Source organism: Bacteroidota bacterium (genome assembly GCA_026391695.1).
GTDB lineage: Bacteria > Bacteroidota > Bacteroidia > Bacteroidales > JAGONC01 > JAPLDP01.
Map to the genome: position 1 here is coordinate 14,056 of JAPLDP010000070.1, position 12,952 is coordinate 27,007.

Annotated in this window: 10 protein-coding genes; 2 read left to right on the forward strand and 8 right to left on the reverse strand. The window is 44.6% G+C overall.

Translation table 11 applies throughout. From position 1 onward, the window contains the following. Window positions 1-62: 62 nt before the first annotated feature. Together NT175_09600 and NT175_09605 are read left to right on the forward strand one after the other, a co-directional pair. Window positions 63-296, forward strand: a complete 234-nt coding sequence (locus tag NT175_09600; GenBank protein ID MCX6234958.1) for a hypothetical protein — start codon at window positions 63-65, stop codon at window positions 294-296. A gap of 39 nt (window positions 297-335) precedes the next feature. Next, window positions 336-1,199 (forward strand): DMT family transporter, encoded by an 864-nt coding sequence (locus NT175_09605; protein ID MCX6234959.1) that lies wholly within the window; start codon window positions 336-338, stop codon window positions 1,197-1,199. Window positions 1,200-1,223: 24 nt separating this feature from the next. Here NT175_09605 and NT175_09610 read toward each other — a convergent pair whose 3' ends face one another. From NT175_09610 to NT175_09645, 8 genes are all read right to left on the reverse strand, one after another. Next, the gene (locus tag NT175_09610; GenBank protein ID MCX6234960.1) at window positions 1,224-2,090 is read right to left on the reverse strand and encodes a PKD domain-containing protein; all 867 of its coding nucleotides are present in this window, start codon (window positions 2,088-2,090) and stop codon (window positions 1,224-1,226) included. 39 nt (window positions 2,091-2,129) lie between these two features. Further along, complete coding sequence (locus tag NT175_09615; protein ID MCX6234961.1) at window positions 2,130-3,650, reverse strand: RagB/SusD family nutrient uptake outer membrane protein; 1,521 nt, start codon at window positions 3,648-3,650, stop codon at window positions 2,130-2,132. A gap of 29 nt (window positions 3,651-3,679) precedes the next feature. Then, window positions 3,680-6,670 carry a SusC/RagA family TonB-linked outer membrane protein gene (locus NT175_09620; protein MCX6234962.1) on the reverse strand — a complete coding sequence of 997 codons (2,991 nt, stop codon included), beginning with the start codon at window positions 6,668-6,670 and terminating at the stop codon, window positions 3,680-3,682. 56 nt (window positions 6,671-6,726) lie between these two features. Next, entirely contained in the window at window positions 6,727-8,805 is a 2,079-nt protein-coding gene (locus NT175_09625; protein ID MCX6234963.1) for an alpha-galactosidase, read from the reverse strand. Then, the gene (locus tag NT175_09630) at window positions 8,789-9,877 is read right to left on the reverse strand and encodes an amidohydrolase family protein (protein MCX6234964.1); all 1,089 of its coding nucleotides are present in this window, start codon (window positions 9,875-9,877) and stop codon (window positions 8,789-8,791) included. The genes NT175_09625 and NT175_09630 overlap by 17 nt, the downstream gene beginning before the upstream one ends. A 13-nt stretch (window positions 9,878-9,890) precedes the next feature. Next, entirely contained in the window at window positions 9,891-10,712 is an 822-nt protein-coding gene (locus NT175_09635) for a class II fructose-bisphosphate aldolase (protein MCX6234965.1), read from the reverse strand. A 13-nt stretch (window positions 10,713-10,725) separates the two neighbouring features. Then, window positions 10,726-11,676, reverse strand: a complete 951-nt coding sequence (locus tag NT175_09640) for a carbohydrate kinase family protein (GenBank protein ID MCX6234966.1) — start codon at window positions 11,674-11,676, stop codon at window positions 10,726-10,728. 96 nt (window positions 11,677-11,772) lie between these two features. Next, the gene (locus tag NT175_09645; protein ID MCX6234967.1) at window positions 11,773-12,945 is read right to left on the reverse strand and encodes an SIS domain-containing protein; all 1,173 of its coding nucleotides are present in this window, start codon (window positions 12,943-12,945) and stop codon (window positions 11,773-11,775) included. Between the last annotated feature and the right edge of the window lie 7 nt (window positions 12,946-12,952).

Genomic DNA, 12,952 nt, shown 5'->3' on the forward strand with positions numbered 1-12,952 from the left:
ATGACAAAAAACGACCACTTTACAGACTTTTATCCGGTAATATGATTGGATAATTTGCAAACATGAAAGAACAGAGAAAACTCGCCGCCATCATGTTCACCGATATTGTCGGTTATTCGGCTCTGATGTCGAAAGATGAATTAGTAGCCCTGCAGATCCCTGCCAAAAACAGGGAGATACAACAGGTTGCGCTCAGGCGGTTCAACGGCGAATTCATCAAAGAGATCGGTTCTTGTACATTTGGCAAGATGCCGATAAGGTACTCCCTGAACCGGCCAATGCAAAAAAGAGAGTGAACCAATTATTGATGCATTAGTATTTTGAAAAACTAATTCATGAAATCATCCCGTTTATGGCTGTCGTATGCCATCATCACCACTGTTTTCTGGGGAGTATGGGGTGCCCTGATTGAAGTGCCGCAAAAGGCCGGATTTCCTCCCACACTGGGCTATATAGTCTGGTCACTTACAATGATCCCATGTGCCGTTGTGGCTATGCGTCTGGCAGGGTGGAAAATTGAATATGATAAGCGATCCATTTTTCTTGGGTCAACAATAGGTTTCCTTGGCGCTGGAGGACAGCTGATTCTGTTCGAGGCCCTCCGCGAAGGCCCGGCTTATATCATATTCCCTTTCATTTCACTTTATCCCTCCCTGACCATACTGCTGTCGGTCATCTTGCTCAAAGAAAAAACCACCTTATTAAAATGGAGCGGTATCAGTATTGCCCTGGTGGCCATATATTTCCTGTCGTACCAGAAACCTGGCGAATCCATCGTACATGGATACCTCTGGTTGTTACTGGCAATGCTGGTCTTTGCTGCCTGGGGGCTGCAGGCTTATGTGATGAAATTCTCAAATGAAACCATGAAGGCCGAAAGCATTTTCTTTTATATGGCGCTTACTGCTGTTCTGCTTTCGCCTGTCGCTTTCTTCATGACCGACTTCAGTGTGGCGGTCAATTGGGGATTTAAAGGACCCTGGCTGGCAGCCATGGTACATATTTTAAATTCTGTTGGTGCGCTTACGCTGGTTTATGCCCTGCGGTATGGCAAGGCGATCATTGTCACGCCGCTTACAGGTCTCGCACCGCTCATCACTATTATTCTGTCACTGGCAATTTATGGGATTGTACCAGGAGCGATGCTCTCCATCGGGCTGGTGCTGGCCGTTATAGCAATTTTTATCTTGTCAGTATAACCTCACTCCTTACCGGGGGCGAGGTCATTCATTCATCATCAACATAAATCCACTCGTACCCGAATCAGGCATATAACCCAGATCAGACCATCCGCTGTCCATGATGATGATAGCTATTCTAACGGCTTCGTTGGTTAACCCTGTCAGCATTGTCCGTGAAAGTGCCAGCTCATATTTCAGCAATCCGCCGCTTTCTTCAAAATGTCCAGCCTGATAAAACTCACCGGCCTGAACATAAGCAAAGTCCCAGCTGGTCCCATCACCGACATATTTATAAGCATCAAGCCATACATCAGGTGTGGCAATCTGTCCTTCGCAATAATCTTCAGCGCCCATCCCGGGGAAGCCACCCATCTGAAATCCTGTGGCAAGGAGAGTATCGATATCAATAAAAATGCTGAATATCGTTTGATCGTTGATAGTGGACTCCTGTTCCAGATAAATATAAATATTGCGGGCATCATAGTCGAATTTACCCAATTTTACGGCTCCACCGTCAGGACCTGAAATCACAACATTCTTTATCACATTGTCCCAGTCGGATACTGTGCCATCATCCATCTTCACCGGTGATGATTTATCAAGCAGTAAAACCGTTGAAGCTTCTGCCAAAGTGCCTCCGCTGGTGACATAAAGTGTCACCACATACTTGCCTTTATGCGGATACGTATGAACAGGATTTCCCTCGGTGGATGAGTTCCCGTCTCCAAAGTCCCAGCGATAAATGCCGGTAAGCTTTGACAAGTTGGTAAAAGTGACGGTGAAACCATCGGAAGTGTAACTGAAATAGGCTTCCTGCTCCTGAGTATTGCTTTCGTCGTCTTTATCGCATCCTCCAAGAAAAACTACAAGGAGGGAAATTAACGAACCATATTTAAACAATGTTTTCATAATCATATTTTTAATCAATTATAATTTATTTTATTTTGATCACGGATTCTGGATACACAGAGGATTTGCCAGGACCTCGTCAACAGGGATATAATAGATAATCCTGGGATTCGTCCATTCCACAATCTCATTCGGATATCCTTGCGGTTTAACTGAAAGATCGATATCAGATTCGATAAGTCCCGGAAGATGATAACCCCAGTAAGTTCTGTCCATGTTCATTTTGTTGCGATATACATCAAATGTCCGGTGTCCTTCAAAAGCCAGTTCCAGCCTGCGCTCCTTAAGCACCACATCGAGGGCATTAAATCCCTGAGGGACTGATCCGTTATAGAGAGCATTCTCCAAACCGCGGTTCTTTCTGATCTCGTCCACATCATTCAGTGCATTAACATCCTGTCCTGATTTTGCATAGGCTTCGGCGCGGTTCAGATACATTTCGGCCAGGCGGAACATCACTGGTGAACTGAGATTTGGATCCCCATCCTGGAAAGAGAACTTGGTGATATAATAAATCTCAATGCCATTCTTTAAAGCCACGCCACCGCTGCCGTCATCAAGAGGTGAGATATAAGACCAGCGAACATCTTCAGGATTAGCTGACATCTCGTCACGGAGGGTCTGTGTAGCAAACTCTTCACCCCATCCCGAATTACCGTCAGAATATAACATCGAAGCTATTGAACCAAATTTCCCCTTGTTATCTGCAGGTGTAAAAGCGATAAGGAAAATGGTTTCGCTTGAACTGGCTGCATTGGGAAAATAGGTCTTAAAACCTTCCGCTGATTCGAGCGAATACACACCTGAATTGATCACCGAATCGGCATACGAGATAGCCAGCGGGTTATTTTCCATGTAAAGATACACACGTGAAAGCATGGCCCAGGCTGCTTCCTTTGAAGCATATTGTGGTCCACGGGGGCTGTTCATCATAACCGCAGCCATCTTCAGGTCGGTAATGATGAAATCATAACACTCCTTCACCGAAGAACGCGCCATCTGGGCATTATCACTTGTTGATGAACGGATGATCACACCCGGAGCATTGGGATCAATAGAGTAAGGCTTGGCATAAAAACGCAGCAGATTGAAATGGCAGAATGCCCTCAGAAAATAATTTTCACCGATTAGCTGACGAGTAGCGTCATCCATGCTCGTCAACTGGTTTGAAATCTCTATCACCGTGTTGTTGCTGTTGATAATCTTGTATGATATATACCAGAAAAACCTGGCATTGGCCTGATCCGGTGAGTGTGTCAGAGTGAAACTATAAAATAAGGGATCTTCGGTAACCTGCCCGCAGACAATATCATCGCTGGCAAAATCCGACATTTGAAAATATTGACGCAGGTAGTTGTTATTCTGATCAACGAAGCCGCCAAACTCCACATTATCCTTGAAAAGGGCATAGCAGCCATTAGTCACATTAAGTATACCATCAGACGTGCTGGCCAGTGAAGATGTATTGATAGCATCCGTCGGTTCTACATCGAGCTCACATCCGGCAAATCCAACCAGAAGGCCGATGAATGAGAAAAAATATATTATCCTTGTTTTCATAATGTTACGATTTTAAAATAATCTGACAATTAAAACTTGACCTCTACACTGAAGACAAATTGCCTGTTAGGAGGGTACCTGAAATCGGAAACACCGGGCATCGACCAGTCAGACGGATTGATAGTAACCTCAGGATCCTGACCCCAGTATTTTGTGAATGTGTAAACATTATCCCCGCTTAATGAAACCGCAAGCCCCTCAAGTTTCATTTTCTTCACGATGGTCTTTGGGAGATCATATTTCAGGGTGATATTTCTGATTTTCAGATAGCTGCCCTCTTCAAGATAGCGGGAAGAGTTTTCAGTGGATAGAGCTGAATTCTGGATGCTGGGGTGTGTTGCCACATCGCCGGGCTTGGCCCAGCGCGTCCATCCCTCCTTCCATTCCATAAGATTGTAATAAGGTTCGTGACCATCGCTGTCCATGAACCTGCGGGTGAAGTTATACACATAATTCCCATCCATATAAGCCAAATTCATGTAAAGCGAAAGTCCTTTATACTTCAATGTTGTACTTAAGCCACCCAGGAATTTTGGCAATGCTGACTTGATTTCCTGGGGAGTGGCCAGGGCATAATCGCTCGTTGCAGAAACACTGACCACATTACCCTCCGAATCATATTCGACATGCTCCCATTCAGGTGCTCCGGTATTGACATTCACACCCAGCCACTTGGGCAGGACGAACATGTATAACTCGCCTCCGTCCTTGTATATCTGGGCAATGCCGTTGACAGTCCTGAATATCGGTTTGCCAATGCCACTGAGTTCATTTGAATTCATGCTATAAGTAAAATCCATCGTCCATTCAAACGAAGAGGTCCTGACATTAATAGTTGAAAGTGTGACTTCCAGTCCTTTATTATCAACCTGCCCGATATTTTCCCATTTCTGCTCAAAACCTATCGACAGTGGTTGTGCTACCTGTATGAGTAAGTCTTTTGTCGTATTATTATACAGGTCGACATTCAATGAAATCCTTTTCACCAGGCTGAGGTCAAATCCGAAGTTCATCTGATGGGTTTTCTCCCATGTCAGGTTTGGATTGGGCAACTGGTAAGGAATAGCAGCCGTTTGATTATTGTATTGTGTGCTGAGGCTGAAGAGTCCGAGATACTGATAAGGCCCGATGTCTTTCATGCCGGTGATGCCATAACTGAAACGAAGCTTCAGCAGGTCAATGACTTTGTTTTCCTTGAGGAAGTTTTCGTTGCTCATGAGCCATGAAGCCGAGACCGAAGGGAAGCTGGCTTTGCGGTTATCCGGCGGGAAGGCTGATGTAGCATCCAAACGGTATGAACCAGTGAAAAAGTACTTTTCGCGGTAATTGTAATTAAACTGTGCAATAAAGGAATTCATGATTGATTTATCATTACGGCCGCCTATCAGGTATTCGCCCGATGCCACGCTCAGTACATCGAATCCTTCAGGCAGGCCCTTGCCTTCCGCACTCATAGTCTCAAAGTAGTCACCCTGTGCTTCATATCCGGCCAGTCCACTAAATGAATGATCCTTCACTTCATAATTGAATTTGAGCATGTTCGTAGTGATGCCACCATATCCCAGGTCGCTGCTTTCCTGGATATACCCTTTGTCATGATAGGTCCCTGCTGCCAGGCGTGAAACAAAATTATGCGACTTGCCGGAGAACAGACTCAAACGGTTCGAGGAGGTGAATGTCAGCCAGTCAGTGATGCGTAAGCCAAAGATAAAGTCGTAATTCACATCCATTCCCTTATAGTTATGGTCGGAGTTATTGATGGTATGCAATGGATTTATCTTGTCGCGCGACCACCAACCGGTGCTTGTGCCATCAACGTACCTGATATCGCCACCATCTGTATATGGATTATCCCATGGCATTGACAGGTAAGCGTAATACATATCCATATAATCATAAGATGTGCCCATATTGGCGCTAATATTAATGTTGTTATCCACGGTAACCCTTTTCGAAAATTTATAGGTCGTATTAGCACGGAGATTAGCCTTTTTATAACCTGTGTTAACGAAAGTACCGCCTTCGTCAAAGTATGTACCGCCGATATAATAAGCGTAGTTATCAGTGCTTTTACTGGCTGAAAGATAATAGTATTGTACCGGGGCGGTCTGAAAGAGTTCTTTCTCCCAGTCATAATTCCGTGATTTTAGTTCCAGAGGGCGTTCATTGTAAAACTTCAGGATATCGATCTTTCCTGAAGAATAATCACGGTAAAGTTCTTTCTGTGCGTCGTACAACAGAGATCCGCTTAACATATTCAGATGTCCTTGATCCGCCATCCTAATCCCTGCAGAAGCCTTGAAATCGTATTGGGTTTTACCGCTTTTACCCTTTTTTGTGGTAATCAGGATAACACCACCATTGGCCTGTGAGCCATACATACCGGTTGCACCTGCATCTTTCAGCACCGTCACGGTTTCCACGTCATTGGGATCATAATTTCCACCGATGATGCCATCTACAACGAATAGCGGACCCTTGGGAGCATTCACAGAGGCGATACCGCGGATTCTGATTTCCGCTTCACTCCCCGGTTGCCCGTTAGCGTTTACCACTTCGACGCCGGCCACTTTTCCCTGTAACATATTTGCAACACTGCTGGTGGTAATGTCTTTCACCTTTTCCATTGGAAGAACGGTTACAGCACTGGCTATCTCACGTTTTGTCTTTTCACTGTAACCCATTACAACTATTTCACCCAGGTCGACCACATCCTGCTCCATAGCCACATCGATCTGCAGCTGGTTACCAACAACGATCTCTTCAGTGCGGTAGCCGATAAAACTGAATACCAATACATCATTGGAGGATTGAATAATGATGGTGTAATTACCATCTACATCTGTTACGGTGCCCAGCATAGTGCCTTTTATGGCAATGTTGACACCTGGCAGGGTCATGTTATTACCGGCATCGGTTACCCTGCCCTGGATAACAGTTTGTGCAAATGACGATGCTGCAAAGGCTGTCACAAGCAGCATTGTCATTATCACATGTAGTTTTCGTAGAACATTTCTCATAATTGTAGGTTTTAATTTGATGTTTAAGCTGTGTGATGATGTCTATATAATTAATTCTATTTCAATGTTTTATCTGGAAATGCCAGGATTAAAAGATAGTTATTGAACGTGATCTCCAAGGCAGGATTGTCGGGCTTGATGATACCCAGATCACGTTTGTTAACATAGTCAAAAATCCTGTACGTGTAATTATCAAGACCTTTCAGTTTCAGCGTACCTTGCCATTTACCGGAATAAAATGCGTAAAACAAGGTATCAGCCTTTCGAATAACATGGGTTTCGGGTATATCATAGCCTATGTCGTATAGTTTACCAAGGTACTCGCCGGTGGATAGCATCCGTTCCTTATAAAGGGATATCCATTTCTTCCAATCTTTTTCACGTTCCGGGGTTAAAAGGTTGGATTCATCGGAATAGGGATTATCTTTTGGCCATGTGAATTTAGTGCCAGGGACGCCGCCAACACCGATGGTGCTGGCAAAATCACTGCCATTGTCGCTCAGTTCCACATGATCGCCAAAGTATGCGGTTTGAGGCGCGAGAGCCTTATAGGTTTTACATTTTGACCTGATCTGCACGCTGCCAACAGGATCAGATGCGACGAACTGGTTGGTATATGGGATATTATAGAACGACATAGCGTCACCGCAAGGGCACAGTTGAACCAGTGCATCAGGTTTTATTTGGCGGGCTGTTTCGAAAATCATCTTGAAAAATGCCGGAACGCTCTCGGGTGCATCGTCGGGATGTGCCAGTCCGTGTAACGGATTATAGTCAGGCGGGCAGGCATTCAGATGCTGACCGTCTAACTTCAATCCATCATAATCCCATAACCCTATAAACTTTTGCACCATGGCTTTGGTGTGATCGAGTGTTTTCTGATAGACCGGCGACATATAATAGCTGTCCCACCATGAAATGAGCTGTGGACTGCCATCGGCATTCTTTAATAACAGATCGGGCTGCTGTGCTAAAAGCTTGCTTTCAGGGTCAATTGCCAGGGGCGACCACCATATCTGCGCTTTGAAGCCATACGAGTGGATGGTTTCTACAAGTTTCTTCATGTCAGCATCCCCTCGTGGGAATTTCACCGGAGTGGCATCCCAGTCACCTTCTGCTTGCTGATATCCGTCATCGACGGTTACCCATGTGAATCCCAGTTCCTTTACCTTGGGCAACGTACCGATAATTTCATCGACAGTAAACTTCCGCATGTAACCCCAGGCACACCACATTGGTTCAAAGGCCAGTGGCTCAGATTCGGGCATATGAATGCCTTTTTTCTGCATAAACAGGCTATATTGGCGAAGAGTTTTGAAGAAATCACCGTGATGCAGGCTGACAAAAGTCTCAAGAGTGCTCAGGGTGTCTCCCGGGTGAAGCACACATTCTTCGCTGTATCCATAATCAATACAAATATCAGCAGCAAGGGAATCCTTTGTCATATCCACTGGAAGGGATACCTGCTTCGGTACCAATGCGGTATGCCCAATGGCAATGCCAGCATCCCTGCGCCAAAGATCAATTACTGGGATTCCTCCGCCATAATCCGGATCATTCATTCCCAGATAATTCCTCTGCTGAAATCCATAGTTAACGGGTAGCACCCAATTTTTCCGTTCACCGGTAGAGCTTCCCTGGAACGACCAAAAATCGGGTTTATCCTTCGCGCTTTTGATCTTATAGGCATGGTTCACCCATTTTTTCACAGTCACATTTTCCTTGCCCTCATTTATATATTGTACAAGAAAAAATGCCATCCCTGGGAAATCATTGTACATTTTAATAGTAAGGATTTTGACAATACTTCTGCTTTCTTCTTCACAACTCCCCTTGAATGTCCAGGCTTTGCCATTTCCGGCAAATTCGCTTATGCTCTTAACCAATGTTGAATTCAGTCTGAAGCTTCTGATGGTATCCGAGGTTGTAACCAGGTATTCCGATGTTTGATAATCATCCATAAACTGATATACAGGTGTTCCCGTCATTATGATCCGCGTCTGCATCTGACCGTTGATACCGATGGTCATCTGTCCGGTTTCAATGACAACGGGCTTTTTATAGCAGGAAGCCAGAAACACTGGCAATAAAACTGACAGTAATAAGAGCCAGTTGGTCCTAGTATTTAATTTCATCATGCAGGATTTTTTGTGCATTACTGTGGTATAATTTTTTTAAGATTTTGTCGGGGAGGCAAAAACCATTTAACGCCCAGTGATAATTGAACATTTCCGTCTCATAAAAATGTTCATCATCAGTTTCAAGTATTCTGAAAGTGGTCTGATACATATGAGAATCCGGGTTGTTATCGGTGCCATAAAGAATCCTGTCCTGGTATTTCTCATAAAACCTGCTCATATACCGTGGTATAGTGGCGGTTTCGGCATAACGGGCAGCATTGTCTAAAAAGAGGTTTGGATACATGTCAAGAAGCCTTCCTGCGATTGAAAGATCATATTCACAATTGGCAAAGTGGCATGCGATGAAAACGGTCTTTGGATTATTACGCACGACATTTTCAAGAGTTGTGATCAACTGTCCGTGATCAAGCATTCCGGACTTCATTACGACATTCCAATCGGCAGCATTCATCAGTCCATCGTTGGTGCTGTCAGGCGGCAGATACATCCAAAATGGTTCTGCGACATGAACATTGACAGGCATTTGAAGTTCAGCGCATTTTTCAAACAATGGTTTCATTCTGGGATCATCGATATGCATGCCGACTCCGGCTACCGGTTTGGAATACACTTCTCCGGCTCCTTTATCTCCCAGTTCCCCGACACCGCGTGCGCCTATGCTGTGACAACGTTCCAGCTCTTTTACTGCTGCCGGGCCAAATCCGGGCTGATCATAGCCGGTGTAATCAAATCCGCACCAGAGTTCAAAACGACCGGGGAATTTTCCATATACCGCCACCAGGGAATCAAATGACCTTCCACTCGTTCCAGTCAGGATAATGGTTTTACTGATACCCAACCTGTCCATGGTCTCGACCCATTGCTTTATTTCAGTTTCACTTGAGGCATAGGGATGAGAATGTATATCGATAACCTGATAACGGGCCTTTGCAGGAATAGTGACCGGAATATTATATATAGAGACAGGCTTGTAGTCTTTCAGCAGAAGATCATCTGCATTGTTTTGTGCTACCGAAAACAGGGCATGAGAAAATAAAACAAACAAAATATATCTATTTTTTTTCATCTTTCCGAGATAATTACGTCATGCTGATCAGTTTAAGCTTACGTATAATGACATTTTTAACCGCTTCTATTGCTGGAGGAAAGGTCTTGCGCAAGTCGATCTCATTAGTATTCAATAACACGATTTTCAGCTCTTTCATAAAAGCATTTTTTGATTCTGTCGCCAGGTTTATCTTGACAATTCCGTGGCTGATAGCATCACGCAGCATCTGGTCAGGTATTCCTGAACTACCGTGCAAAACCAGCGGAACAGCCGTCACTTTCCTGATCTGTTCCAGCCGATCCAGGTCAAGATGTGGCTCTTCTTTATAAAATCCGTGTGCAGAGCCAATAGCAACTGCCAGCATGTCAACACCAGTTTTTTCGACAAATTCCATGGCCTCCTCAGGTCTGGTAAAACCACTGCTGTTTTGCTGCTGTCCAAGTTTGGCGACATAACCCAGCTCCGATTCCACACAAGAACCTGTTGCAGAAGCCATCTCAACAACATTTCGGGTAATACGGATATTTTCGTCAAATGTCTTCTCGCTGGCATCAATCATCACACTATCAAAGCCGGCAGCCAGACAAAGCCGTGCCATTTCCACTGATGAACCATGATCGAGATGCAGCCAGCCTTCCACATCATATTGTTCCAAAGCTGCATGGGCCATTTTTATCGCAACGTTAAGTCCCAAATATTGAATGGAACTTCCGGATAACTGCAGTATGATGGGTTCTTTCATTTCCGCAGCAGCTTTTACAATTCCGGCCAGGGTTTCGTAATTGTAAAAGTTAACCGCCAGCAATGCCCTGCCCTGAGCTTTGAATTCCAATAGTTTATCCTTCACTTTCATATCTCTGTACAGTTTAGATTTTTACATTAAACATTTTCAAAGCTACCTCACGTATTTTTACCATGCTGGAAAATGCCCCGGTCCCGCCGGCTTTTGTAGTTGATATTGCACCTGTTAATGCCCCGAATGCCAGACACTGTGGAAGCGACGCCCCACTGGTGAATTTACTGATGAAACCGGCATTAAAGCTGTCACCCGCCCCAATGCAATCCACAACATTCCTGTTCAGGAAAGCAGGCTGATGCAAAATCGTGCTGCCATCCCAGAGCCAGGCACCGTTACTTCCATCCTTGACAACGACTACCAAATGCTGAGCAAAGGGCTTAATACATTGAATGCCCTCTTCCATAGAGTTTGTACGGGTGAGGAATAATAGTTCAGACATATTGGGCATGAAAACATCCAGATACGGCAACAGGTCAGGGAGATTAACCTGCCATTTCTCAGCCGGGTCCCATTGTGGATCCATTGAAGTGGTGAGACCCAGTTCCTTCACCCTACGAAAAAGAATGGGAATATCTTTCCGGAGGCCTGGCTGAAGAAAAATGGAAGAGAGATGAAGATGACGGGCATGCTTAATAAATTCAAAATCTATATCCTCCAATTTCAGGTCTTCCATGGCCCCCGGATAGGTGACCATAGCACGGTCCTGATCAAAATTCAGGACAATGGTGGCTCCGGTATTCAATATATCCGATTGAAAAATATGCGATGTATCGACTTTTTTTGACTGAAGGCTTCCAAGCACTGTGGAGGCAAAGCTGTCTTTTCCGATTTTACCGATAAAAGCTACCCGTGAACCAAGAGAGCTCAGATTGGAAGCAAAAATGGCCGATGAACTTCCCAGGGTCAGCTCAAGGTGATGGGCAATGACCTCCTTACCCATCTCCGGAAATTTGGAAATCCTGTTTAGAATAATGTCTACATTAAGCTCTCCGATGACTACTACATCAAAAGCATTCATCAATTATTAATTATGAATTATCAATTCCTATTTCAGTTCATATCAAGGCGATAAGTTCTTGTAATCGTTGAAAAACTATTAACCTGATTTTCTGTTTCATGCTTTCTGACTGAAAGGGTAAATAACTACTCCTTTAACCACCCTGGAAATGGCCCCGCTCAACGAAGGTGAGTCAGGGGTCAATCCCAGTTCCAATGATTTAAAGAAACCAAGCATCTGTGCCGGGATAATGCAACAGACAGGCATAAAATCTTCTTCAAGCTGACTGTCGTTATCGGTCAGCACAAACTCTTTGTCAAGATGAGGCTGTCTATTCCTGGTTTCCATTAATCCGGCCTCATATAGAGCCTTGCCGTTCATTTTTATCGAATCAGCCAGGTCGTGCTCGTAATGTGCTACATAGGCCTGATTTGAAAACAGGTAAAATAAAAGTGTTTTAGGGTTAATCACAGCCCTGGGACCATGCCTGAAACCGAGAAAGGTATCGTTTTTACAGATAATTTTCCCATCTGTGAGCTCTTGTAACTTGAGATGCGATTCGGTGGCAGTGCCATATAAGGGTCCTGATCCAAGGAACACTGCCCTGCGGAAATCGAGATCAGCCATTTGTCTGAGATCATTGGCATAATGATCAAGCAATTTTATCGCATAAGTGTTAAGTATACCCATTTGGCCGGAAAGTAGGTCGATTTCACTGAGACGCGCTATCAGCAAACCCGCGAGAAGCATGCCTGAATAACTGCTGGTCATAGCCAGACTCTGGTCGTTGGCTTCCGGAGGAAGCACAAATACATATTTTTCGGATAATGTCGCCAAATTGGCCAGCTTGCCCGTTGCATCACAGGTTATGATCAGATGAAAGACCTTTGAACAAACCTGATCAGCAAGGCTCACAGCAGCAACACTTTCCGGACTATCGCCTGAACGGGAAAACGATATCAAAAGAACTGGTCTGCCGGCAGAAAAATAATTTTGCGGATGTGTTACCAGATCGGTTGTCGCAATGCTGGATATACAGTTACCGAAATTCCGGGCAAAGGTTCCATGAAGTGATAGTCCGATAAATGCGCTGGAACCGGCTCCTGTCAGTATAATTTGAAGTGGCTCATGTGACAGCACATGGTCCATAAAGCTTCTGATCTGATCTCTTGAGGCAACAATACTGTTATAGACACTTTGCCATACCAGAGGCTGCTTGCAAATTTCAGTAGCAGTGTGAAGGGCTCCTCTTTTTGCGAGGGCTTCCTCTGAATAACCCCAGATATTCATGATCGAA

Excerpts from the sequence above, each read along its gene's own strand:
- NT175_09600 (MCX6234958.1), top strand. The coding sequence starts at position 63 with ATGAAAGAACAGAGAAAACTCGCCGCCATCATGTTCACCGATATTGTC.
- NT175_09605 (MCX6234959.1), top strand. The coding sequence starts at position 336 with ATGAAATCATCCCGTTTATGGCTGTCGTATGCCATCATCACCACTGTT.
- NT175_09610 (MCX6234960.1), bottom strand. The coding sequence starts at position 2,090 with ATGAAAACATTGTTTAAATATGGTTCGTTAATTTCCCTCCTTGTAGTT.
- NT175_09615 (MCX6234961.1), bottom strand. The coding sequence starts at position 3,650 with ATGAAAACAAGGATAATATATTTTTTCTCATTCATCGGCCTTCTGGTT.
- NT175_09620 (MCX6234962.1), bottom strand. The coding sequence starts at position 6,670 with ATGAGAAATGTTCTACGAAAACTACATGTGATAATGACAATGCTGCTT.
- NT175_09625 (MCX6234963.1), bottom strand. The coding sequence starts at position 8,805 with ATGAAATTAAATACTAGGACCAACTGGCTCTTATTACTGTCAGTTTTA.
- NT175_09630 (MCX6234964.1), bottom strand. The coding sequence starts at position 9,877 with ATGAAAAAAAATAGATATATTTTGTTTGTTTTATTTTCTCATGCCCTG.
- NT175_09635 (MCX6234965.1), bottom strand. The coding sequence starts at position 10,712 with ATGAAAGTGAAGGATAAACTATTGGAATTCAAAGCTCAGGGCAGGGCA.
- NT175_09640 (MCX6234966.1), bottom strand. The coding sequence starts at position 11,676 with ATGAATGCTTTTGATGTAGTAGTCATCGGAGAGCTTAATGTAGACATT.
- NT175_09645 (MCX6234967.1), bottom strand. The coding sequence starts at position 12,945 with ATGAATATCTGGGGTTATTCAGAGGAAGCCCTCGCAAAAAGAGGAGCC.